Here is a 21,850-nt window from a genome sequence, read left to right on the forward strand (position 1 = left end):
CCGCGACCTTAGGTCGCGGTTATTCTAGCGGGTTTTCGCAATTTGCTAAAGCGCAAATTACTTTTTCGCCGCGGCGATCTGTGCAGCTACTTCAGCAGCAAAATCTTCTTCTTTCTTTTCAATACCTTCACCCACTTCTAAGCGGATAAAAGAGATTGCTTTGGCGCTGTTTTGCTTCAAGAATTCACCAGTGCTCATTGACGGGTCTTTCACAAAAGGCTGACCAGTCAAGCTTACTTCACCAGTGAACTTGCTCATCCGGCCGGCTACCATTTTCTCAGCGATTTCTTTCGGCTTGCCGCTGTTAATCGCGATATCGATCTGGATCTGACGCTCACGTTCTACCACTTCAGCAGATACGTCTTCCGGGTTTACATAGCTTGGGTTGTTAGCTGCAACGTGCATGGCAACATCTTTTGCCACGTCTTCGTTACCGCCTTCCAGCACAGCCAATACACCAATGCGGCCAGAGTGCACATACTGACCAATAACGTCACCTTCAACTACTGCTGCGCGGCGTACATTGATATTTTCACCAATTTTAGCAACCAGAGTAGCGCGGGTATCTTCAACTGAAGTACCGTTTAAATCAGCAGCTAAAATAGCTTCAGCAGTGAAAAGTTTGTTGGCATGAGCTAAGTCAGCAACGCTGTTAGCAAAGGCCAGGAAGTTTGCATCGCGGGCAACGAAATCGGTTTCACAGTTAAATTCAATTGCTAAACCATAACCGTTGGCAACGCGGGTAATAATTACACCTTCAGCAGCAATACGGCCGGCTTTTTTGGCAGCTTTCGCTAAACCACTTTTACGCATCGCATCGATGGCCGCTTCGATATCGCCGCCAGTCTCTTCTAATGCTTTTTTACAATCCATCATGCCAGCGCCAGTGCGCTCGCGAAGTTCTTTTACTAAAGCCGCAGTTACAGCCATGGGAGCTTCCTCGTATTAATTCCGGTTGGACAAACAGGGGCAAAGTTGCCCCTGTTGCAAAGGTCTTCTGCATTAAGCCTGACAGGCTTAAATGACAGAAAAATTATTCTGCTTCAACGAAGCTTTCAGCTTCCGCCTGAACTTCGATGTTTTTGTCACGACCTTCCTGGATAGCCTGACCTACCGCTGCCAGATATAACTGGATGGCGCGGATAGCGTCGTCGTTACCTGGGATCACATAGTCAACACCTTTAGGATCAGAGTTAGTATCAACAACTGATACTACCGGGATACCCAGGTTGTTGGCTTCTTTGATCGCGATGTGTTCATGGTCAGCGTCGATCACGAACAGTACGTCTGGTAAACCGCCCATGTCCTTGATACCGCCCAAGCTTTTTTCCAGCTTGTCCATTTCACGGGTACGGTCTAAAGCTTCTTTTTTGGTCAGCTTGTCGAAAGTACCATCCTGGCTTTGCGATTCCAGGTCTTTTAAACGCTTGATTGACTGACGAACCGTTTTCCAGTTAGTCAGCATGCCACCTAACCAGCGGTGGTTAACATAGAATTGGTCAACTTTCGCTGCCGCTTCTTTGATGGCTTCAGACGCGGCACGCTTGGTACCAACGAATAAAATTTTACCTTTCTTGGCAGATACCTGTTGAATAAACGCTAAAGCGTCATTCATCATTGGTACGGTTTGCTCAAGGTTAATGATATGAACTTTATTACGGGCACCAAAAATGAACGGCTTCATCTTTGGGTTCCAGTAACGGGTTTGGTGACCGAAGTGCACGCCCGCCTGGAGCATGTCGCGCATAGAAACTTTTGCCATGATTATTTTTCCTGTTTAGGGGTTAGGCCTCCATGCATCCCATATCCCGACCATTGCTTTCGCGTTGGCACCCCGGACTATGTGTCGATGCATGTGTGTTATTTAAAATTTAAGTTTGGTTATCGCAAACCGGCGCATCGGCTTTTTATAACTAAGAACCAGAAGTTATCAAAAATAAGCTTCGGCGCCCGGAAAAGAAAAGTACAATGCAATTTGCTAATTTGCGGCGCGCTTTATACCATAGTAAGCTGCCAAACACAACGAAATGTGTATTTTTCCAGCAGTCATAATGTCCGTAACTGCAGTAACAAAGAGAGTGTCGATGACAGCAAATATTAAAACCGCCGCCGAAATTGAAAAAATGCGCATTGCTGGCCGCCTGGCCGCAGAAGTGCTGGAAATGATAGGTCCGCATGTTAAAGCCGGTGTGACCACTGATGAGCTTAATACCCTATGCCACGACTACATTGTCAACGAGCAACAGGCCGTTCCGGCGCCGCTGAATTATCATGGTTTTCCCAAGTCTATCTGCACTTCGGTAAATCAGGTGATCTGCCATGGCATTCCGAACGACAAAGCATTGAAAGAAGGCGATATTGTTAATATCGATATTACCGTGATCAAAGATGGTTACCACGGCGACACCTCTAAGATGTTTGTAGTGGGTAAGCCCAGTATCATGGCTGAGCGGCTGATCAGGGTAACTCAGGAATGTCTGTACCTGGCGTTAAAGCTGGTTAAAAACGGCGTACGGCTGGGCGATATTGGCCATGCAATTCAGCAACATGCTGAGAAACACAGTTACTCAGTAGTACGCGAATATTGTGGCCACGGTATTGGCGCGGTGTTCCATGAAGATCCGCAAGTGCTGCATTATGGTAAGCCAGGTACCGGCGAAGTATTAAAAACCGGTATGTGCTTAACCATAGAACCAATGATTAATGCCGGTGGCCGTCACAGCAAAATGTTGAAAGATGGCTGGACAGTGGTAACCAAAGACCGCAGTTTGTCTGCTCAGTTTGAACACACCTTGCTGGTAACCGACGACGGTTGTGAAATTCTGACGTTACGCAGTGATGAAACACTGGAACGACACTTGATAGCCGGGTAGCCGCATAATAACCGCTCAGCAGGGAGCCGCATGACGCAAACATTGCAATTTAACCGGTCACTGCCAGCCAGTTTTTCGCTGGAAAACTATAAAAAACATTTCAGCGAATTTCATGACTGGCTGGTGCGCAGTTTTGAGCATCAGCCCATTAATGGCCTGGTTAAAGCCCGCGCCCGTTTTATTGACTCAGTGTTAAGCCAGCTCTGGCAACATTTTGAACTGAGCAAAGAGCCCAACCTTAGTTTAATTGCGGTAGGTGGCTATGGCCGCGGTGAACTACACCCCTACTCCGATATAGACTTGCTGATTTTATCCGATCGACGTTTAACGACTGAACAGCAACAAGCTATCGCCGATTTTATTACCTGTTTATGGGATTTACGGTTAGAAGTCGGCCATAGCGTCCGCACCTTAAAAGAAACCATTAAACTGGGTAAAGATGACATCACTATCGCCACTAATTTATTGGAGATGCGGCTGCTAACCGGCAATAAGCCTTTGTTTGAACAACTGCAACAAGAAATCAGCGGTGACAACTTCTGGAGCAGTCAGGCCTTTTTTCAGGCCAAACGACATGAGCAGCAACAGCGTCATGCCCAGTATCATGGTACAGCTTATAATTTAGAACCTAACCTGAAAGCGAATCCCGGCGGCTTGCGCGATATTCAAACCATCGGTTGGGTAGCAAAGAAGCACTTTAACACCCGCACCATGCGTGAGTTAGTGGCATACCAGTACCTGACCGAAGATGAATATCAGGAGTTGATGGAGTGTGAAGCTTACCTGTGGCAAATGCGCTTTGCCTTGCATATTGAAGCGGGGCGCAATGAAAACCGGATTCTATTTGATTATCAGCCTGCCGCCGCGCAGCGTTTAGGCTTTGGTGCTGATGGTAAAGCTTCAGTAGAGCGGATGATGAAGCGGTTTTTCCGCACCGTACAGCGGGTCAGTGAACTTAACGAAATGCTGCTGCAACATTTTGAAGGCAGCATTTTAAACCAGGGTACTAAGGTTAAAGTACAACAACTGGATGACTACTTCGAATTAAACGGCCATTTAATTAAAGCACGCGACAACGCCATTTTTGCCCGGCGTGACAACCTGTTGCGGCTATTTTGGCACATTGCCAATAATTCCAATATTACCGGTATTCACTCCACTACCCTGCGTTTATTACGCCAGGTACGGCGCCGCTTAATGGGCGACTTACAAGACTACGAAGCCTGCCGCCAGCTATTTCTGGCGTTGCTACGCCACCCACGCGGCATGGACAAAGCCATTACCCTGATGCACCGTTACGGCGTACTGGCGGCCTATCTGCCGCAATGGCGCAATATTGTCGGCCAGATGCAGTTTGATTTATTTCATGCTTATACGGTAGACGAGCACACCCACCGCTTGCTGAAAAACCTGTACAAATACACCCAGCCTGAGCATGAAAGTGAATTTCCGCTGTGCACCGACATTGTTAAGCGGATGGAAAAGCCTGAGCTGTTGTATCTGGCTGGCATTTTTCATGATATTGCCAAAGGCCGCGGCGGCGATCACTCCGAGCTTGGCGCCATGGATGTGCGGGAATTTGCCAAACTACACAAGCTAAGTGAGTTCGACAGTAAACTGGTAGCCTGGCTGGTGGAAAGCCACCTGCTGATGTCAGTAACCGCCCAGCGCCGTGATATTCATGACCCTGCAGTCGTTACTGAATTTGCTGAGAAAGTGCGGGACGAAACGAGACTGAATTACCTGTATTGCCTGACGCTGGCCGATATTCGCGCTACTAACGATAACTTGTGGAATGACTGGAAAGGATCATTGCTGCGCGAATTATTTCTTGCTACCCAAAAAGCCTTCCGCCGTGGTCTGGAAAAGCCGATGGATTTACGCGATTTGATCCGCGAAAACCAGAGCGAAGCCATGCCAATGTTGCTAAAACACTCGTTTACTGAAAATGAAGTACTGCAGTTATGGAGCAGGATTAAAGCCGACTATTTTGCCCGCTACAGCCCAAAACAGATTGTCTGGCATAGCGAGCATATACTGCGCCACAAAGAGCAACTTGAACCACTGGTGCTAATTAGCAAAACACCAATCCGGGGTGGTACGCAGGTGTTTGTCTACACCCCGGATCAGGCCGGTTTATTCGCCCGCCTGGTAGCTGCGCTGGACAGTAAAAAGGTTAACATTTTCGACGCCCAGATCATGACTAACAAAGATGGCTATGCCATGGATACCTTTGTCATTCTGGAACAAAATGGCGAACCGGTCAGCTCTCCTTCGCGCATCAGCAGTATTAAGCGGGCGCTGGAGCTGTATATTGCCGGCAAGCCGGATTTATCACGGCAAAAACCGCGGCTATCGCGGCAGATGCGCCAGTTTAATGTGCCACCCAAAGTGGTGTTTTTACCGGGCAATACCAAACAGCGCACCATGGTAGAAATTGCGGCGCTCGATACCCCGGGGCTCTTGGCTGATATCGGTGAGGTATTTCAACGCTGTGGCGTTAATATTCATGCTGCCAAAATTACTACCATTGGCGAGCGGGCAGAAGACTTTTTTATGTTATCTAATGCGCAGGACCAGGCGTTAAGCAGTGACGAGCAAAGTCAGCTTAGACGGGTCCTGATTTCACAACTTTCACAGGAAACAGAAGGCTAACTTATTACCATGTCTGAATTAAAAAGCATTATCGAAAATGCATTCGAGCTTCGTGCCGATATTACCCCAAGCACTGTTGCACCAGACGTTAAACAAGCGGTGCAGCAGGTAATAGCGCTGCTTGACAGCGGCCAGGCGCGGGTTGCTGAAAAAATTGCCGGCGAATGGGTGGTGCATCAATGGTTAAAAAAAGCCGTGTTGCTGTCTTTCCGGATCAACGATAATGTCGTGATGGACGGCGCTGAAAACCGTTTTTTTGATAAAGTACCAATGAAGTATGCCAATTACACTGATGCACAATTCCGCGCTGATGGCGTGCGGGTGGTACCGCCAGCAGCGGCCCGCCAGGGCAGTTTCATCGGTAAAAACGTGGTACTGATGCCCAGCTACGTAAATATTGGTGCCTATGTTGGCGAGGGCACTATGGTGGATACCTGGGCCACTGTCGGCAGCTGTGCCCAGATTGGTAAAAACGTTCACCTATCAGGCGGCGTTGGCATTGGTGGCGTACTGGAGCCATTACAAGCCAACCCGACTATTATTGAAGATAACTGCTTTATCGGTGCCCGCTCTGAAGTAGTTGAAGGCGTAATTGTCGAAGAAGGCGCGGTGCTGTCGATGGGTGTGTATATCAGCCAGAGCACCAGGATTTATGACCGGGAAACCGGCGAAATAAGCTATGGCCGGGTACCTGCAGGTGCCGTGGTGGTGCCGGGCACCTTACCGTCTAAAGATGGCAGCCATAACCTGTATGCCGCTATCATCGTTAAGAAAGTGGACGCCCAAACCCGCGCCAAAGTGGGTATTAATGCCCTGCTACGTAGCGTGGAATAGCGTCAGCACATTAAAACATAAAGGCAGCCCGAGCTGCCTTTTGTGTTCTAAGCGTATTAACTATTACATTTAGCCAAATACGCTTAACCAAAGATCATAAGTATCGCAAAGCCGACCAATCCGGCGACAGCAAATATGCTGTATTCAAGCCGTTTTTCAAAACATTTTTCTGTCCCGGCATCAGTCGGCACCAGTAGCGCCGAAATCAAACAAGTTAACCCTGTCAGTAAAAACAGTGTGGTTAAACCAAATATTAGCGCAGAGCCAAACATTGCCATTTTTTCACCCTTAGTTTATTACTCAGCCAATTGTGCCGCAACGCGACAAAAAACAGCGCGCATTCTAGCATAAAACAACAACGGTTAGGCCTATGGTCTTTGGTAGCAGTTTTGGCGACAGTCTTTGGCAACAACAATAGTCTGTGTCAGCCGTTATATTCTGTTACTAAATAAATGGATCATTCAGCGCCCATCCGCTGGCAACCCTTTATACTGCCAGCAGTAATAATAGTTAGCAGCAGCTGGAGGACAAATGCATTATTTCTTTCGGGGAGTAACATTAATGGCAACCAAAGGATTAAAGCGTTTTGTGCTGATCCCGCTGCTTATTAATTTACTGCTGTTCTCTGTCGCTTTTTATCTGCTGCTACAGCAAGTCAAAGCAATGATAGTTGCGGTACAACAGTACCTGCCGGCCTGGTTACACTGGCTGGAATACCTGCTTATTCCCCTTGGTGTGATGTCATTAGTTATTGGTCTGGCCTACACTTTTACCATGGCGGCGAATTTTATCGCCGCACCTTTTAACGGTTTACTCAGTGAAAAAGTAGAAGCCCATCTAACCGGCAAACCGGCAGCCGAAGTGGCTGTTTCAGCTTTTATCAGAGACATGCCCCGCATGCTGGGCCGGGAATGGCAAAAATTACGTTATGCGCTGCCACGGGCCATTATCTTATTTGTGCTGTTTTTGTTTCTACCTGTTATAGGCCCGGTACTTTGGTTTCTGTTTACCAGCTGGCTGCTGGCTATTCAATATCTTGACTATCCCTTTGATAACCACAGAATTGACTTTGACAGTATGCGTAGTCAACTGCGCCGTCAGCCTGTCAGTAGCTATAGTTTTGGCATTATGGTAAATATCGCCTGCATGATCCCGCTGTTTAACTTATTCGTTATGCCAATTGCTGTTTGCGGGGCAACTGCTATGTGGGTTGATAAACTGGCCCTGGAAAACGACCCGCAGCAGCAACTGCCGGGGCAGGCTCAGTATCGTAAACTCGACAAATACTGTTAAGAGCAACTACCTACATGAATGCATTTGATTTTGAACTGGTCCAAAAATTTCTGATTGCTTTGCTGCTCGGAGCGCTGGTAGGCATGGAGCGCGAAAAAAGCCGGCGCAATGATCAACAAGGCAGTTTTGGTGGCTTACGTACTTTTATTCTGGTCGCTCAGGCCGGCGCCATTTCCGCCTGGCTTTCAATACATCTGCAGTCGCCTTGGCTGTTTATTATTATAGTGCTTCTTGTTGGCGTGGTGGCAAGCGTGGCATTTATTATGGAAAACCGCCGTCTCACCGGCTTCCGGGGTTTAACCAGTGAAATAACTGCCATTACTGTCTGCCTGCTGGGTGGCGCGGTAATGTATGGCTATACTGAGCTGGCGGTAATGCTGGGTATTTTAACGTCAGCTATTCTGACGTTTAAACAGCCACTGCATGGTCTGGTTGATAAAATTGGCAATGATGACTTATACGCCATTATGAAGTTGTTAATAGCCAGCTTTATCGTGCTGCCTTTGCTGCCAAATGAGCCTGTTGATCCCTGGCAGGCGCTAAATCTGTACCGACTCTGGTTATTGGTAGTATTAATATCTGCAATGTCGCTGCTGGGCTATGTTGCGGTGCGCTGGTTGGGTGCGGCGCATGGTGCAGTTGTTACCGGCATAACGGGTGGCCTGGCATCTTCTACCGCAACCACCCTCAGTTTTGCCAGAAACAGTAAAACTGAGGCAGGCAACCTGGCAGCAAACACCCAGGCGACCGGAATTTTACTCGCCTGGCTGGTTATGTTTATCAGGGTGTTAGTGACCATAACCATAGTGTTCAAGCCACTGCTACCCTTGCTGTTAATACCGTTTAGCGCAATGGCAGCAACAAGCGCGGCATTGGCTGGTATTTATTACTGGCGGGGCAGTAAATACTCTGATGATCCGAAGCAAAGTGAAGTTACCGTTAAAAATCCTTTTAGCCTGCTTGCCGCCATTAAATTTGGCCTGTTATTCGCCACAGTATTACTGCTGGTAAAATTTGTTCAGTTATACACTCCCAGTGAAACCCTTTATTTACTGGCAGCTGTTGCCGGTTTAACAGATGTAGATGCCATTACCCTGTCTATTGCAGATTATGCCCGGTCAGCCAATACTGGCCTTACTCTGGCAGCAGGTGCAATAACCGTGGCAGCATTAAGCAATACCCTGGTGAAATGTGGCATGGTGCTGCTGTTAGGTAGCAAGCTATTGGCAAAAAAACTTATCCCGGCCACAGTTCTTATTGTTGCCAGTGGCGGCATTAGTATAGGCTTGCTCAGCTATTTTTAAACTGCTGTTCTAACCAGGGTAGCGCCAGCGTTTCCGGCTCTAGTGTTTCGCAGGCGTCAATCCGCAACATCGGCGCCAGCTCAGTGCCCTGAATTTCTGCCAATAGCTCCTGCAGCTGTTCTCCGGCACCACAATACGTCTCGTAGCTGCTATCCCCCAGCGCGATCACTGCAAACTGTTTACCATTAAGCAACGGGAAACGGTTCTTAACCTCAAGATAAAATGGCAGTAAGTTATCAGGAATATCCCCCTGACCGGTAGTGGACGTGATAACCAACCAGACCTTTGCATCGAATGCCAGTACTTCATCCAGCACCGGCTCCTCGTATAACATCACCTCATACCCCAGGCCGGCTAACAGCGACTGCGCCTGCTCGGCAACATATTGTGCGCCACCGTATACAGAACCCACAATCAGAGCGATTTTTGCCATTTTTCCTCCAGAAAGAGTGCAGCGAATTGCTGCTGATAATAACGTTCATCCACCGGCCAACCAAACTGGCCAAACAACGGTTCAAGTTCGTTCAGACCGGCAGAAAATACTAAAGTTTCCTCAGTTACCGGATGTGGCAACTGCAGCTGTTTTGCTACTAACAGTAAACGCCGGCAATTAAAATGCTGTTTAAACAAGGCATTATGTTTGCCATCGCCATGGCTGGTATCGCCAACAATAGGATAACGTAAATGCGCCAGGTGCCGGCGCAACTGATGCTTACGACCGGTCAGAGGCTGTAATGCCACTAATGAATAACGGGCAGCCGGATATTTACTGACAGGTATCGGCAGTTCCACCTGCTGTAACGGCTGATACCGGGTGCTTGCTTGCTGCGGCTCTTTATCGGTACGGCTGAACTTGTCGGCAATTTTATCCAGCTGTTCTTTTAACGGATAGTCTAACTGGCCACCTGCCGGCAAGAAGCCCCTTACAACTGCCAGATAAAATTTACGCCACTGTTGCTGCTCCTGTTGCTGTCCGAGCAATCTGGCAACATCGCTCGATAGAGCAAATACCAATACGCCTGAGGTCGGACGATCCAGCCGGTGTACCGGAAAAACATGCTTCCCCAGCATATCACGCAAGGTTTGCATCACAAAAACGGTTTCATGTTTATCCAGAAACGAGCGGTGTACCAGCATGCCACTGGGCTTATCCACAGCAACCAGATATTGATCCTGATAAAGGATCTTCAGCGGCTCTGCCAGTACAAAAGGCTGAGCTGAACTCATACCTCCCCCGACAGGGTAATATCAATTCGCTTAATAAGTTGCAGTAAAGGCTGCAGACGCGCCCCGTGCGCTTTAAACGCTTCTTCAGCATAGGGCAGCACACTGATTTTCGCGGGTAATGGTTGTCTGGCCCGGAGCAATGCTGTAAGCCTTGGCAAAAGCACGAATTGTAACCACTGCTCCAGGCGCAATGTATCGCAGCAAAAGGGCATTTTGCTGGCCATAGCTAATGTATCCGGTGGCTGATAGCTCCACAACTGCTGCTGCTTTAACTCGGTTTCAAGCTGAACAAGTAAAGATATTACCGCATCTGACATAAGGACCTCGTTGCAAGAGGTCTAGTTTACCACAAGCATTAACGCCGGCCAGCCCTTGTAAAACTGCAATTTCACCAGCATTATCAACTAATAGTTTTGGGAGAAGTATATGGGTCCGGTTTTACTATTGCTGTTGATCAGCACGATTTGTTATTTGTTCTGGATGCAACGCAAGCAGGATGAGCGCGCACGGATGCTGGCGAAGCAGCTTTGCCAACAGCAACAACTACAAATGCTGGACTGTGGCCGCGACGGCCATAGCTTTCGCCGAATTAATGGCCGGCTCCGATTTATAACGGAGTATCAGGTCGATTTCAGTGCTGATGGTGAGAGCCGATACCCGGCCGAACTGCTGTTAAATGGCATGCGGCTGGCTGCATTTAATCTGCCGGCGCACCGGATCTAAGCAGGCGGCATTTTATGCTTCAGCTGACCGGTTAAAAAGTCTTTCAGCATAACCCAGTCTGCTGCCAGGCTATAAAACGGATACTTAAAAGTGGCGGGTTTGTTGTGCTCAAACATAAAATGTCCTAACCAGGCAAAACCATAGCCAATAAAAGGTAACAGCCATAACCAGCGCCATTGCTGACTGAATATTGCAAAAATAAGTACGGCAATAACCAGGCTACTGCCGATGTAATGCAATGATCGGCAAAGCGGGTTGCGATGTTCGCTCAGATAGTAAGGATAGAACTCCTGAAAGCTGTTAAAGCGTGACATACTGCGGTCCCCTCTGTACTTATACCTGTGCGGCCTGACTTTGCCGTGGCCGGAACATCAGGCTGCCACTAACAGTACCAAAAGCCAGCTCAGTCACCTTCTGATACTGATCGTCGGCAAAAAATGGCTGATACTTAGCAAGGGTAACAAAAACCCCCACCCCACTCGAACTGCTATCCTGATCAACGATGCTGTCAACGGCGTGAATTAAATAATGGCCAAGGCCTAGATGTTGATACTTTGGTGATACAGCAATAAAAGCCAGCATATGATAGCGCTCACAAGGCATTGCAGCGTGAATGCGTTGCTCTTTTTCCAGCATTTGCCGGGTAGAGACAAACCCCGCGGTTAATAACATTTTTAACCGCCAGTGCCATAGCCGGTTGCAGCCAATGCCAGAATCCGGACCAATAACGCAGGCAACCCCTAACAATTGTTCGCCATGAAACAAGCCTACCAGCGGCTGCTGAGCCTGCCAGAAAGTATTAAGCTCTTCGCGGATGGCTGAGCGTAATCGTTGTTCGTAATCAGGCGTATCTCCGCGAAAAATGGCTAAAAAAAGTGGGTCATCGTAGTATGACTGATAAAGAAGTGATGCTGCCAGTTTAAGCTCTTCGCCGTTTAATAAAGCGGCTTTAAGTTGCTCAGGATTAAAGTTATTCATTATTGCCGTCATCACTTATTCTCTTATTGTTGTTTTTTCAATCACAATAACAGCGACCACAGCAGTTGCCAAGCGCCTTTTCAACATCGGCATGGCCGATATATTAGGCTTATTCGCCAGCACTGACTATGCTTGTAGTTATCGAGCAATTACTGACGGTAAATCGTTGAGCCTGTAACGGATAAGGAGTGATGAATGGGCACGTCGACCCACAATATGAGTAATTTGTTTATGCAACTGGGGCTGGCAAGTAAGCCGGAAGATATTAGAAATTTCATCAGTCAACACAAGCTGGCTGGTCATGTCTCCCTTGCTGATGCGCCATTCTGGAATCAGGCACAAGCCAGTTTTATCCGGGAATCACTTAAACAAGATGCTGACTGGGCAGAAATCATTGATGAGCTCAACACCCAATTGCGCTGACTATCGCTAGCGCAACCGGGTTTACAACCGAAATGAATTATAATTGCTGGTAGGCTTTATCACCCCAGCTGTGCAGCTGACCATTAATAAAAACCAGAGGTGTACATTCATCTTTGGTAGTTTTACCATCACTGCGTTTATGCTGAGTGCGATAAAACAGCACCTGCACTTGTTGCTGATCTTTTACCAGAAATTCGGTAAAGTCCGGGGTACCCAGCAACGATATCACGTCATTGAAGGCAATGCCGGGTTGAAACTGATTAATCTGAGCCAGATTTTGTTGCTGTGTTGCTCGCCACTGATTGTCAGCACCATCTAACTTTTCGTAGTCTTTATCACCAATTGCCACCACACAACCAGTTAACAGACCAGTTACTGCCAGCAAGCCCAGGGTTCTGATTATCATCATATTACTCCGTTAATGTTTATTTTATATTAGCGCTGTATTTTGTTTATGTAGCACAGGCTGAGCGGCCTGATACTTCATCAGCTTTCTGTTTGTCTAGCACAGGCTGAGCCGCCTGATACTTCACTAACTTTAGCAAATTCAATACCAACTTTATTTAATATATAAATCAATTAATTAGCGTCAAAGCACTATCTATCAGTTTAGTCTGATGCTAAATTTAACCAAATAATAGTCAAAACTAAGCAAAAATTAATGAGCTCGACACTCGATTTGTTACATCAAACTGCGGCCCGATTACGTCAGGAAGGTAAAACACCCAGCCTGGCTTTATTTAAAGCTCGCTTAGGTGGCCAGCTAACCGCCCCGGCGCTATTTTCGGCCTATCAGCAGTGGCGCAACCAGTTGCCCGCAGAAGCTGGCCAGCAGATGCAGGAAAATGAAGCGGAAATTCCGGTACCAGCCACTGCTAATGAGCAATTGCAGCGGATTGAAACTAAACTGGATAAAATTCTTGCTCTGCTGGAACAGCGAAATGTATCTGGCTGAATTGAAGTTTAAAGTTATCGCTGATACCAGTTTCAGCCGCGCCGAGGCAGCTATTCGGGCCTTTAGTGAGGCGCTTATTTTTAATGGCAATATCCTCGGCCGGGAATTGCCAACAGCCTGGCAACAGGATCGTTTTAGCAGCCGGCTGGTTATCCCGGCACCTGACGCCCTGCAGCGTGCTCACTTAAGCTCACGGGCGCAGCAAGCGGAACAACAACTGATGGCTGCAGGGCTGGGCTACCCTCAGTTACAGGTGCTGGGAATGGATATTATGTCGCAGCACAGCAGTAACAGCGCGGCAGAAGCATTAGTACTGTTTACCACTTTTAATGACAACTGCTCGCCACTGCGCAACCTGGCAGATCTGGCACCGGTGCCTCTTTACCAGTTAAAACCGGCCAAAGGTGGTGATCATGAGAGCCTGATCCGCTGGCAAATACAATTTCAGGCGCTGGATGAAGTACAACAACAACAAAGCCGGGTATTAAAGAAAACGGCTGAAAACAGCCTGCAACAATATCATAGCGCACTGAACCAGCAAGGCAGGCAACTGGCTGGCAATTTAAGCCGCGGCAATGGGCTTCCTGTATATTATGCATTATACAGTGGCAGCAGCAAAAACTGTGCTGCCGAAGCAACTAAGCCCTGTCCCGGCTGCGGTGATAACTGGCGCCGGGCTCAACCATTATTGGCAATATTTGATTTTAAATGTGATAACTGCCGTTTGCTCAGTAATATTGCCTGGGAATGTCAGACGCCCTGATACGCAGCCGGGGTTAACTGGCTAAAAAAATCAGCCAGCGAGCCGGCGAGTTTTTCAGTGACATCTTTCCCGACCGTTTCCAGATAAACTTCGCCACTGCGGTTTAACACCGACAATACAATGTTGTCATCATCGGTTAGCGCAAAAAAGACTGTTTCTGGCTGCTTTAATCTTCGTTTCATTAAAATATGACCGATAATATTTTCCTGCAATCTGGCGAGATCAGTCTGATCCCAAACCATTAATAACTGCAAAGGCCCGCGGCTATGGCTGGCACCAAGGCCAGCACCATAATACAAGCTATAAAATTGCTTAATATCCGGGTGCAATTCAAGTTCCAGTGCTTGCTCAACATTACTGAAATCCGCCCCGGGCTGCTGTCTTACTGGTTGCCAGCTAACCGTATCATCAGCTAATACTGCCAATTGAGCCGGAGCAGGTGTGGTGGGATCTGCCGCCCAGGCCTGCAATATCAGATTATGCTGCTGATGCCAGCTTAAAGTCTGGGTAATAAAATTCTGGTAACTTTCTGCTAATGACAACACGGACATCCTCTCTACTCTGGCATGAAGTTATGCTAAAATCTGACGCATTCTAACCGGATCAGTAGCCAGATGACAAAAAGCCACTCAGAAATTATGGCCGGGTTAAGCCTTGGCAAAACCACAGCCTATGCCGAACAGTATGATCCCAGCCTGCTGCAACCCGTCCCGCGCACTTTGGGCCGGAATAATTTGGGCCTTGATCTCACAGCTTCTCTGCCTTTTATTGGCGAGGATATCTGGCATGGATATGAATTGTCATGGCTTAATGCCAAAGGCAAACCAATGGTGGCATTAGCCACATTTGTGGTGCCTGTTACCTCAGCAAACCTGATTGAATCCAAATCTTTTAAACTGTATTTAAATAGCTTTAATCAAAGCCGCTTTGATGACTTACGTCAGGTATACCAGGCACTACAACGTGATTTATCGGGCTGTGCCGGCAGTCCGGTTCGGGTAACGTTGCATAATGTTAATGAAATTATGGTTTTTCAACCAACCTGGATACCAGGTTACTGTATTGATGAACTGGATATCAGTATCGACAACTACCAGTATGATCCCAGCTTACTGCAACTGGCAGACAATCCTGAGGTAGTCGATGAAAAAGTTCATTCGCACTTACTTAAATCAAACTGCCTGATTACCTCGCAACCAGATTGGGCCAGCGTATACATCCATTATCGGGGGCAGGCTATAGATCACGCCGCGTTACTGCGTTATTTAATCAGTTTTCGAAGCCATAATGAATTTCATGAGCAGTGCATTGAACGGGTTTTCCTCGATATCTGGCAACGCTGTAAGCCTGAATATTTACTGGTCTATGCCCGTTATACAAGGCGGGGTGGCCTGGATATCAACCCGGTGCGGGCCAGTGCCAGCTATCAGCTACCAAACTTACGGCTTAGCCGCCAGTAAACTGTAAGCTTTCAGGCCGACTTTCAGAATTTAAGTACCAAAAGCGCTATTATCGTCTCATAACAGCAGAAAACCTCAATATAACTGAAAGGCGCTCTGTATCATTACAACCTGACTTTCAATTCTGGGGTAAATCTGCTTTAATAGCGCGGCGGGTTAGATGGACTAACCCGCAGTGGTAGCAAGAAGGACCGCCAATTATGTATTATCTTACCTCTGAAGAAGAAACATCCTGGTTACCTTATTACCTGTACAAATAAGCTAACCCGGTATAAAAGTAGTCCCCTACCCTGCAGCGAGCTTCGGCTCGCTGTTTTTTTTCCATATTCTTGCCGCCCTGATAAATTCTTTAAAACAGTGATCGCATTTCCGTTGTTTGCGGATATACTTAAATCTAAACAGCTTTTTTAACATTTAAATGTTTAAGGTGCCGCCTTTGCAAGATGATCTAAAGCAGCAACTGGCCAATGCGATTAAAGCACGCAAAACGTTGGAAGATGCCTACGAAAGTCAGTTCAAGATTTTGGCTCAGTTCGTGCTTCGGTTATCACTGGTATGTAAGGGTGTAGACCTGGAACTGGATAACCGGCTGGCAAAGCTGCGCAACGAATTAGCTAAGGGTACGGATCTCGAAAAGCTGATCCCGTTTATTGCTGATACCAACCAAAGCCTGCAACTGCTGGATGCCAAACAGCAGAACGATATCAAAGAAGTACAGCAACAGCTTAACCAGGCAGGTAAGTTATTACAGCAGCAAAAAGGCTTGCCTGATCAGCTGCGTCGGGATTTACGGCAATTACTGAGTAAGGTTGCGGAGCCACCATCAACTGTACAAGCTTTTTTACCTCATTTAACCAACCTGACGAGCCTTTATCAAAGCGCCTTACAATCCAAGCAGCAGATAGAAAGCAGCAATGAAAATGATGATGTCCGTTATGACCATATTTGTCGCCAAATTAGCGTAGAGCTGACAAACTTGTTAAGTGAGTTGGCCTTTGCTGAGAAAAGCGCACCCCAGATTGCGATAATCCGGCAGAGATTGCTGGATAAGCTGTCGATAGAAGCCCTGCTTGAAGCTTGTCTGCAAACGATCACTCTAATCGTTGCCAATATTAATGAAGAACGCCAGTCAGCTGAGCACTTCCTGCTTAAACTTAATGATGCGTTGTCGTCAGTGCAGCAAGCCGTTAGCCTGTCTTTAAGAAATGCTGACCAGCTTCACTTAAAACTGAATATTCTTAACCAACAGATTGAACAGCAAATTAACCAACTGGGTCACAGCACCAAAAGTGCTACTTCACTGGAACAATTAAAAGAGTTGGTAACCCAGCGGCTGGGTAGTATCAGCGATGCATTAAAATCAAAAGAGCAACTGGAAGTAGAAGAACGCCGGGTTATGTTACTTGCGTTAAATGGGATGGAGCAGCGTTTAAAAGAACTGGAAGCTGAAGCTCAGATGTTCACAACCAAACTTGCTGAGCAGAATTTCCGCAGTTTGCAGGACTCACTAACAGAAATTCCGAACCGGGCGGCCTTTGACGAACGACTGGCATTAGAAATAAAACGTTGGCAACGCTACAAAAAACCGCTGTGTATTGCTCTGGCGGATGTTGATAACTTTAAGAGCATTAATGATAATTACGGCCATAGCGCAGGTGATAAGACACTGAAAGTAATAGCAAAAGCATTACAGCAGGGCCTGCGTGAAACTGATTTTATTGCCCGCTACGGTGGTGAGGAATTTGTAATCCTGTTTCCGGAAACCGCGCTGGAAGAACTTACCGCACCATTAAACAAGCTAAGAGAAAAAATTAAGAGTATCGTCTTTACCTTTAAAGGTAAGAAAGTCCCTATCACCATTTCCTTTGGGGCTAGTCAATTAACTGCTGAAGATACCAGCCGTCAGGTTTTTGATCGGGCAGATGAAGCACTTTATGAAGCTAAAAAAGCCGGCCGCGATCGCGTCATTTTAAAAATCTGACTCTGGCACAGCACACAATCAGTATTGGAGTTACAGATGCAGGTGCATTTAAACCCGTTAGGCGCCATGGATTTACTGTCTCAGCTTGAAGTTGAACGTTTAAAAAATAACACCGAATCAGAAGCTTTCGCCTTATTTCGTAATTGCTGCCTGGCAGTGCTTAATGTTGGTAGCCACACTGATAGCTCTGCAGAAATTTACGATCAGTACAAAGACTTTAGCGTTAACTTACTGGCGCGGGAACGCGGCATTAAAATTGAGCTGACCAATCCGCCAGCCAGCGCATTTGTCGATGGAGTAATCATCAAGGGGATCCATGAGCACCTTTTTGCCGTGCTCAGAGATATCCTGTTTTACCATACCCGCCGCTCGGCCGAAGTAAAAGCGCTGGAGCTAAATGAGCCACGACAACTAACCCATACGGTGTTTGATATTTTACGCAACGCCCGTGCTATCGATGCTACCTGCGTGCCTAGTATGATTGTCTGCTGGGGTGGCCACTCTATTAACGAAATTGAATATGACTATACCAAAGAAGTAGGTTATCAGCTGGGTCTGCGCGGCCTGGATATATGTACCGGTTGTGGCCCGGGCGCAATGAAAGGCCCGATGAAAGGTGCTACCATCGGCCACAACAAACAACGGATCCGTAGTGGTCGTTACCTCGGTTTAACCGAACCCAGCATTATTGCCGCCGAACCACCTAACCCGATTGTCAATGAGCTGGTGATCCTGCCTGACATTGAAAAGCGGCTGGAGGCTTTTGTTCGGGTGGCGCACGGTATTATTGTATTCCCCGGTGGCGCAGGTACAGCTGAAGAGCTGCTTTATTTGCTTGGCATTATGCTGAAAAAGAGCAATGTTGAACAACAACTGCCTATTATTCTGACTGGTCCCCGGCAATCAGCAGCCTACTTCAAAGAGATAGCCAGTTTTATCCAAAACACCCTGGGTGAGGAAGCATTGCAACTGGTTGAAATAATTATTGATGATCCGGCAGGCGTGGCACGAAAATTAAAACAAGGCTGTGTCGACGTACGGCAATACCGGAAGTCGGTTGGCGATGCTTATCACTTTAACTGGACCCTGGATATCGACCCCCAGTTCCAACAGCCTTTTATCCCGAATCATCAGAATATGGCCGCACTTGACTTGCACCTGGAACAAGACAAAGCGAAACTTGCTGCTAATCTACGGCGGGCATTTTCAGGTATTGTTGCCGGCAACGTAAAAGACGAGGGGATCCGGGCTATTCGCCAGCATGGTCCATTTCAGTTATCAGGAGAACCAGTGTTAATGCAAATGATGGATACCCTGTTACAAGCCTTTGTTGACCAAGGCAGAATGAAATTACCCGGTAGCGCTTATGAGCCCTGCTACAGGATAATTCGTTAGTATGATGCACCTGGTATTGATAGATGCACTAAACCTGATCAGACGGCTTTATGCCGTGCAGGAGAGGCCCTATCTGCCATTACCGGAGCAGGTAACCGATGGCACCCGGCAGCAAATCATCAATAATACCCAAAATATGCTGTTGCAGGCACTGCAACGGCTGCGCCATGAGCTCGCTCCCAGCCATGCTTTATTGGTGTTTGATGGCCGTGACAGCCAGTGGCGTCAGCAACGCTGCCCTGAATACAAAGCAAACCGTAAGCCGATGCCCACCATATTGGCAGAAGCACTACCAGTGCTGGAGCAAGCTGCTCAGCAGCATGGTTTTCGCTGCTTTGTCGACAATACCCTGGAAGCAGACGACGTGATTGCCAGCATTGCCACTAAACTCAATCAGCATCAACAACAGGTTACTATTGTTTCTACCGATAAAGGTTTTCTGCCGTTACTAAGCCAGGGGATCGGCATTTACGACCCGTTCGCCCGCCTGAAGCTAAACGCTGCTTACGTTGAAAATAAGTTTGGGGTGGCACCGGCACAACTGGTCAGGTTATGGAGTTTAACCGGCGACAGTACTAACAATATCGCCGGTGTTAACGGCGTTGGTCCGAAAACGGCGTTAGAACTTATGGCTTTGGGCGATACGCTGACCGAAGCGCTGGCCCATCCGGATTGCCCGAAAAAACTACGTGATAAAATATTCAGCCACAAAGACGCTATCGTCAATTATATGCAGGTCCTCAGCTTGCAAACAACCTTAGAATTGGGTCTGAATTTACAAGAATTGAGGCTGCCAGAACCCGGGCGGGAACACGAATGAAATTAAAACCTGTTGCCTTATTTATTGGCGGTTTTGTCGTCTATTTACTGCTTACGCTGGCGGTATTATTGTTTTACAAAGATGATCCGGAACAAATGAGCTGGCAACACCGCGAAAATTTTAATGCCAAAGTTATCAGCCGCTTTAAACTTAGCGAAAACTTCGGGCAGGATGACATTATAGGCCGGCTTGGCGGGCCGGACATTACTGAAGCCGTAGCAGTCAATGGCGAAATATATCAGTTAATGTATTACCGCACGCATCGTAAATTACCCGATGGTATTACTACCGAAGATGAATGTACTGCCCTACTGTTTATTAACCGGCAACTGGTGGCGATAGGCGATACGGCAGTAACTCAATATCAACAACATGCTGAAAATGGCAACAGCTGATAGCCAATGGCCACTGTTTTATCAGGGCTTACAGCATTTTAAACCGCAGGCTGGTACCTCAGCCACAGCGTCAGATCCTGATACAGTATTATTGCAAAGCGACCAGTTAAGCTCGTTATTTATTGAACTGGCTAATCAGAATTTTGCCGGCGTTATTGCGCAACTTAACCTGACCCCACGCCAATTACCGGTTAATCTCGCCCGCATCGTTAAAATGATGGCATTGGCTCTAATCCTCAGTCGGGGTTATGGCTGGCAAAACCGGCGCAGCCAACAATTACTACAGGCAATTATCTTACCAGCGGCCCTGGCGCCAGATGCAGCCGACTATCAACGTGCCTGGGTGCTCACAGCAAAGATATTACAGCAGCTTAATAAACAACATCCGTTGTTGCCGCTGCTGGTTGCTGCATGCAACGCCCAGCGCCAACCCTCATGGCAACAGCATCCTGATGGTCCACTACTGTCATTGCTCAGTCAACTGGCAGAGCAACTACTACCGGTAACAGGCAGCCAAATTAGCCTGGAGCAACTATTGCTACAATATACCACCCGGCAAACCGCTGCCCCGGATAGCCAATGGTTTTACCTGTTACAGCAGCTGGTTGAACGGCAGGCGCTGCCGGGTCGCTTTGCCAGAGAAACCCGGCCCGGTAGCAACGCGCAGCACTACTGGTTTATCAGTGGTATGGCTTCAGCACCGACTCAACCTGCAGCGGTATATGTCCGCCAGTTTGACCCTGCCAGCAAGACCGTTGGTCACGAAGTGCAACAGCTGCCATTGGCCGGGCTGACCCTGCTAAACCCACAATATTTCCGCAACCCATCCTGGCTGGCATTACTGGAACCTGACGATGGCTTGTGGCCAGCTCCAGCTGACTTTACCCTGGATATCTGTCTTGAACAGTCGGTGTTTTATCAGCTCAGCAAGCTGAATATAACCAAACAAGTGAAATTGCTGGAGACTCAGCCGCTAATAGGCCAGTTTTTACAACTCGCTGCCACCAACCTCAGCCGCCAGCAACTAGCAGTTAACCGGCTTCGGCATGCTATAAGCACGCTGGGGCAGGATGCATTATGTGATTGGGTAGCACAGGCAGAACTGCATCAGTATTGCCTCAGACAGGCTCATCCACACCATGCCTGGCTGGAGCAGTTACAACATTGTCTGGTACAGTCGCTAGTACTGCTCAGCACAGCAATAAACCGGCCGCTGACCAGCAGTTGTGCCGGTGTCGTCGCCCGCTGTGCAACCTTAAGCTTGTGGCAACATCCTACTTTACCGCAAACTGCGCTGGCCCGACATGTGCAGGGACAGCTGTTACTGGGCCTGCATATTCAACAACATCTGTGGCAGGCAAAAAGCTACCCTGAACAAGTACAGCAGCTGCTGCAACACTATCAGCAATCTGATTGGTCAGCGGCGATGGACGACTGGCACAGCCGGCAAGCCGCACCATTAACGTTATTACTCAAACTTAGCTGGCAGCTTACGCTGGCGGTATTTTGTGCTGGCACAGCAAATACAGAACGGCTTGCTGCCCTGCTGCCAACGGCAACAGCGCGACTAAAGTTACCTCAGCATCCGGCGCTTTATTGGCAACAACAGTTGATAGCTGCCAGCCAATGCTATTACCCGCTGCCAAAAATGTAGTTTAATTACGTCATTCAGGGCGCTTATAGTGACTATAAGGCCAGCTTCTACCGTAAGTTTCCACCAAACTGGCGAAATCGCCCCGAAAATGCTATATTCCCGCGGTTCCAGACGGTT

Annotated in this window: 25 protein-coding genes; 15 read left to right on the forward strand and 10 right to left on the reverse strand. The window is 47.7% G+C overall.

Annotated elements, in window-relative coordinates; translation table 11 throughout:
- Positions 1-57: 57 nt before the first annotated feature.
- Positions 58-930: a translation elongation factor Ts gene (gene tsf, locus H141_RS0103615; protein WP_019674884.1), complete on the reverse strand. Its 873-nt coding sequence runs from the start codon at positions 928-930 to the stop codon at positions 58-60.
- 103 nt (positions 931-1,033) lie between these two features.
- Positions 1,034-1,762 carry a 30S ribosomal protein S2 gene (gene rpsB / locus H141_RS0103620; RefSeq protein WP_019674885.1) on the reverse strand — a complete coding sequence of 243 codons (729 nt, stop codon included), beginning with the start codon at positions 1,760-1,762 and terminating at the stop codon, positions 1,034-1,036.
- Between the two features lie 322 nt (positions 1,763-2,084).
- Here rpsB and map point away from each other — a divergent pair, with 322 nt between their 5' ends.
- From map to dapD, 3 genes are read left to right on the forward strand one after another with little or no spacing between them, the layout of a single operon-like run.
- Positions 2,085-2,873: a type I methionyl aminopeptidase gene (map, locus tag H141_RS0103625; protein ID WP_019674886.1), complete on the forward strand. Its 789-nt coding sequence runs from the start codon at positions 2,085-2,087 to the stop codon at positions 2,871-2,873.
- Between the two features lie 30 nt (positions 2,874-2,903).
- Positions 2,904-5,528: a bifunctional uridylyltransferase/uridylyl-removing protein GlnD gene (gene glnD, locus H141_RS0103630; protein WP_019674887.1), complete on the forward strand. Its 2,625-nt coding sequence runs from the start codon at positions 2,904-2,906 to the stop codon at positions 5,526-5,528.
- A gap of 9 nt (positions 5,529-5,537) precedes the next feature.
- Complete coding sequence (gene dapD / locus H141_RS0103635) at positions 5,538-6,362, forward strand: 2,3,4,5-tetrahydropyridine-2,6-dicarboxylate N-succinyltransferase (RefSeq protein ID WP_019674888.1); 825 nt, start codon at positions 5,538-5,540, stop codon at positions 6,360-6,362.
- 83 nt (positions 6,363-6,445) lie between these two features.
- Here the strand turns inward: dapD and H141_RS0103640 are convergent, their stop codons facing one another.
- Positions 6,446-6,640, reverse strand: a complete 195-nt coding sequence (locus tag H141_RS0103640; RefSeq protein ID WP_019674889.1) for a hypothetical protein — start codon at positions 6,638-6,640, stop codon at positions 6,446-6,448.
- 253 nt (positions 6,641-6,893) lie between these two features.
- On the opposite strand from H141_RS0103640, the gene cysZ reads away from it, so the two are divergent.
- Both cysZ and H141_RS0103650 read left to right on the forward strand, forming a co-directional pair.
- The gene (gene cysZ / locus H141_RS0103645; RefSeq protein ID WP_019674890.1) at positions 6,894-7,655 is read left to right on the forward strand and encodes a sulfate transporter CysZ; all 762 of its coding nucleotides are present in this window, start codon (positions 6,894-6,896) and stop codon (positions 7,653-7,655) included.
- Between the two features lie 14 nt (positions 7,656-7,669).
- Positions 7,670-8,959: an MgtC/SapB family protein gene (locus H141_RS0103650; RefSeq protein WP_019674891.1), complete on the forward strand. Its 1,290-nt coding sequence runs from the start codon at positions 7,670-7,672 to the stop codon at positions 8,957-8,959.
- On the opposite strand, the gene H141_RS0103655 is transcribed toward H141_RS0103650, so the two are convergent.
- From H141_RS0103655 to H141_RS0103665, 3 genes are read right to left on the reverse strand one after another with little or no spacing between them, the layout of a single operon-like run.
- Positions 8,946-9,392: a flavodoxin gene (locus H141_RS0103655; RefSeq protein WP_019674892.1), complete on the reverse strand. Its 447-nt coding sequence runs from the start codon at positions 9,390-9,392 to the stop codon at positions 8,946-8,948. The two genes, H141_RS0103650 and H141_RS0103655, sit on opposite strands and share 14 nt — an antisense overlap.
- A complete protein-coding gene (truC, locus tag H141_RS0103660; protein ID WP_019674893.1) occupies positions 9,374-10,186 on the reverse strand; it encodes a tRNA pseudouridine(65) synthase TruC in 813 nt (270 codons plus the stop codon). Before truC ends, H141_RS0103655 begins: the two co-directional genes overlap by 19 nt.
- On the reverse strand, positions 10,183-10,503 hold the full coding sequence (locus H141_RS0103665) for a YqcC family protein (protein WP_019674894.1): 321 nt from the start codon (positions 10,501-10,503) through the stop codon (positions 10,183-10,185). Before H141_RS0103665 ends, truC begins: the two co-directional genes overlap by 4 nt.
- A gap of 109 nt (positions 10,504-10,612) precedes the next feature.
- On the opposite strand from H141_RS0103665, the gene H141_RS0103670 reads away from it, so the two are divergent.
- Positions 10,613-10,909, forward strand: a complete 297-nt coding sequence (locus H141_RS0103670) for a DUF3301 domain-containing protein (RefSeq protein ID WP_019674895.1) — start codon at positions 10,613-10,615, stop codon at positions 10,907-10,909.
- Here H141_RS0103670 and H141_RS0103675 read toward each other — a convergent pair.
- Both H141_RS0103675 and H141_RS0103680 read right to left on the reverse strand, forming a co-directional pair.
- A complete protein-coding gene (locus H141_RS0103675) occupies positions 10,906-11,223 on the reverse strand; it encodes an Mpo1-like protein (RefSeq protein ID WP_019674896.1) in 318 nt (105 codons plus the stop codon). The genes H141_RS0103670 and H141_RS0103675 overlap by 4 nt on opposite strands.
- A 19-nt stretch (positions 11,224-11,242) precedes the next feature.
- Complete coding sequence (locus H141_RS0103680) at positions 11,243-11,899, reverse strand: GNAT family N-acetyltransferase (RefSeq protein ID WP_026349207.1); 657 nt, start codon at positions 11,897-11,899, stop codon at positions 11,243-11,245.
- A gap of 183 nt (positions 11,900-12,082) precedes the next feature.
- Here H141_RS0103680 and H141_RS0103685 point away from each other — a divergent pair, with 183 nt between their 5' ends.
- Positions 12,083-12,310: a DUF2789 domain-containing protein gene (locus H141_RS0103685; protein WP_026349208.1), complete on the forward strand. Its 228-nt coding sequence runs from the start codon at positions 12,083-12,085 to the stop codon at positions 12,308-12,310.
- Positions 12,311-12,347: 37 nt separating this feature from the next.
- On the opposite strand, the gene H141_RS0103690 is transcribed toward H141_RS0103685, so the two are convergent.
- The gene (locus tag H141_RS0103690) at positions 12,348-12,719 is read right to left on the reverse strand and encodes a DUF3192 domain-containing protein (protein WP_157610703.1); all 372 of its coding nucleotides are present in this window, start codon (positions 12,717-12,719) and stop codon (positions 12,348-12,350) included.
- A gap of 252 nt (positions 12,720-12,971) precedes the next feature.
- Between H141_RS0103690 and H141_RS0103695 the strand changes: the two genes are divergently transcribed.
- The gene (locus H141_RS0103695) at positions 12,972-13,265 is read left to right on the forward strand and encodes a hypothetical protein (RefSeq protein ID WP_019674900.1); all 294 of its coding nucleotides are present in this window, start codon (positions 12,972-12,974) and stop codon (positions 13,263-13,265) included.
- Positions 13,252-14,028 (forward strand): DUF2310 family Zn-ribbon-containing protein, encoded by a 777-nt coding sequence (locus H141_RS0103700; RefSeq protein ID WP_019674901.1) that lies wholly within the window; start codon positions 13,252-13,254, stop codon positions 14,026-14,028. The genes H141_RS0103695 and H141_RS0103700 overlap by 14 nt, the downstream gene beginning before the upstream one ends.
- Here H141_RS0103700 and syd read toward each other — a convergent pair.
- Complete coding sequence (syd, locus tag H141_RS0103705; protein WP_205620330.1) at positions 14,016-14,579, reverse strand: SecY-interacting protein; 564 nt, start codon at positions 14,577-14,579, stop codon at positions 14,016-14,018. The two genes, H141_RS0103700 and syd, sit on opposite strands and share 13 nt — an antisense overlap.
- 63 nt (positions 14,580-14,642) lie before the next feature.
- Between syd and queF the strand changes: the two genes are divergently transcribed.
- The 6 genes from queF to H141_RS0103740 all read left to right on the forward strand — a co-directional run bounded on the left by queF (position 14,643) and on the right by H141_RS0103740 (position 21,733).
- Positions 14,643-15,488 carry an NADPH-dependent 7-cyano-7-deazaguanine reductase QueF gene (gene queF, locus H141_RS0103710; RefSeq protein WP_019674903.1) on the forward strand — a complete coding sequence of 282 codons (846 nt, stop codon included), beginning with the start codon at positions 14,643-14,645 and terminating at the stop codon, positions 15,486-15,488.
- A 427-nt stretch (positions 15,489-15,915) separates the two neighbouring features.
- Positions 15,916-17,469, forward strand: a complete 1,554-nt coding sequence (locus H141_RS0103720; protein ID WP_420834572.1) for a GGDEF domain-containing protein — start codon at positions 15,916-15,918, stop codon at positions 17,467-17,469.
- Positions 17,470-17,505: 36 nt separating this feature from the next.
- Positions 17,506-18,864 carry a nucleotide 5'-monophosphate nucleosidase PpnN gene (ppnN, locus tag H141_RS0103725; RefSeq protein ID WP_019674905.1) on the forward strand — a complete coding sequence of 453 codons (1,359 nt, stop codon included), beginning with the start codon at positions 17,506-17,508 and terminating at the stop codon, positions 18,862-18,864.
- 1 nt (position 18,865) lies between these two features.
- Positions 18,866-19,684, forward strand: coding sequence for a flap endonuclease Xni (xni, locus tag H141_RS0103730; RefSeq protein ID WP_019674906.1), 819 nt, complete (start codon positions 18,866-18,868; stop codon positions 19,682-19,684).
- Positions 19,681-20,079 (forward strand): DUF3192 domain-containing protein, encoded by a 399-nt coding sequence (locus H141_RS0103735; protein ID WP_019674907.1) that lies wholly within the window; start codon positions 19,681-19,683, stop codon positions 20,077-20,079. Before xni ends, H141_RS0103735 begins: the two co-directional genes overlap by 4 nt.
- A complete protein-coding gene (locus H141_RS0103740; protein ID WP_157610705.1) occupies positions 20,066-21,733 on the forward strand; it encodes a hypothetical protein in 1,668 nt (555 codons plus the stop codon). Before H141_RS0103735 ends, H141_RS0103740 begins: the two co-directional genes overlap by 14 nt.
- Positions 21,734-21,850: the final 117 nt, after the last annotated feature.

Origin of the sequence: Arsukibacterium perlucidum DSM 18276, assembly GCF_000382165.1 — a bacterium.
Lineage (GTDB): Bacteria > Pseudomonadota > Gammaproteobacteria > Enterobacterales > Alteromonadaceae > Alishewanella > Alishewanella perlucidum.

Coding starts and splice junctions, on each gene's coding strand:
- ppnN (WP_019674905.1), top strand. CDS start 17,506: ATGCAGGTGCATTTAAACCCGTTAGGCGCCATGGATTTACTGTCTCAG.
- map (WP_019674886.1), top strand. CDS start 2,085: ATGACAGCAAATATTAAAACCGCCGCCGAAATTGAAAAAATGCGCATT.
- H141_RS0103685 (WP_026349208.1), top strand. CDS start 12,083: ATGGGCACGTCGACCCACAATATGAGTAATTTGTTTATGCAACTGGGG.
- H141_RS0103735 (WP_019674907.1), top strand. CDS start 19,681: ATGAAATTAAAACCTGTTGCCTTATTTATTGGCGGTTTTGTCGTCTAT.
- H141_RS0103640 (WP_019674889.1), bottom strand. CDS start 6,640: ATGGCAATGTTTGGCTCTGCGCTAATATTTGGTTTAACCACACTGTTT.
- H141_RS0103675 (WP_019674896.1), bottom strand. CDS start 11,223: ATGTCACGCTTTAACAGCTTTCAGGAGTTCTATCCTTACTATCTGAGC.
- truC (WP_019674893.1), bottom strand. CDS start 10,186: ATGAGTTCAGCTCAGCCTTTTGTACTGGCAGAGCCGCTGAAGATCCTT.
- H141_RS0103680 (WP_026349207.1), bottom strand. CDS start 11,899: ATGACGGCAATAATGAATAACTTTAATCCTGAGCAACTTAAAGCCGCT.
- xni (WP_019674906.1), top strand. CDS start 18,866: ATGATGCACCTGGTATTGATAGATGCACTAAACCTGATCAGACGGCTT.
- dapD (WP_019674888.1), top strand. CDS start 5,538: ATGTCTGAATTAAAAAGCATTATCGAAAATGCATTCGAGCTTCGTGCC.
- H141_RS0103695 (WP_019674900.1), top strand. CDS start 12,972: ATGAGCTCGACACTCGATTTGTTACATCAAACTGCGGCCCGATTACGT.
- H141_RS0103665 (WP_019674894.1), bottom strand. CDS start 10,503: ATGTCAGATGCGGTAATATCTTTACTTGTTCAGCTTGAAACCGAGTTA.
- H141_RS0103690 (WP_157610703.1), bottom strand. CDS start 12,719: ATGATGATAATCAGAACCCTGGGCTTGCTGGCAGTAACTGGTCTGTTA.
- syd (WP_205620330.1), bottom strand. CDS start 14,579: ATGTCCGTGTTGTCATTAGCAGAAAGTTACCAGAATTTTATTACCCAG.
- queF (WP_019674903.1), top strand. CDS start 14,643: ATGACAAAAAGCCACTCAGAAATTATGGCCGGGTTAAGCCTTGGCAAA.
- rpsB (WP_019674885.1), bottom strand. CDS start 1,762: ATGGCAAAAGTTTCTATGCGCGACATGCTCCAGGCGGGCGTGCACTTC.
- H141_RS0103650 (WP_019674891.1), top strand. CDS start 7,670: ATGAATGCATTTGATTTTGAACTGGTCCAAAAATTTCTGATTGCTTTG.
- glnD (WP_019674887.1), top strand. CDS start 2,904: ATGACGCAAACATTGCAATTTAACCGGTCACTGCCAGCCAGTTTTTCG.
- H141_RS0103670 (WP_019674895.1), top strand. CDS start 10,613: ATGGGTCCGGTTTTACTATTGCTGTTGATCAGCACGATTTGTTATTTG.
- H141_RS0103700 (WP_019674901.1), top strand. CDS start 13,252: ATGTATCTGGCTGAATTGAAGTTTAAAGTTATCGCTGATACCAGTTTC.
- tsf (WP_019674884.1), bottom strand. CDS start 930: ATGGCTGTAACTGCGGCTTTAGTAAAAGAACTTCGCGAGCGCACTGGC.
- H141_RS0103740 (WP_157610705.1), top strand. CDS start 20,066: ATGGCAACAGCTGATAGCCAATGGCCACTGTTTTATCAGGGCTTACAG.
- cysZ (WP_019674890.1), top strand. CDS start 6,894: ATGCATTATTTCTTTCGGGGAGTAACATTAATGGCAACCAAAGGATTA.
- H141_RS0103655 (WP_019674892.1), bottom strand. CDS start 9,392: ATGGCAAAAATCGCTCTGATTGTGGGTTCTGTATACGGTGGCGCACAA.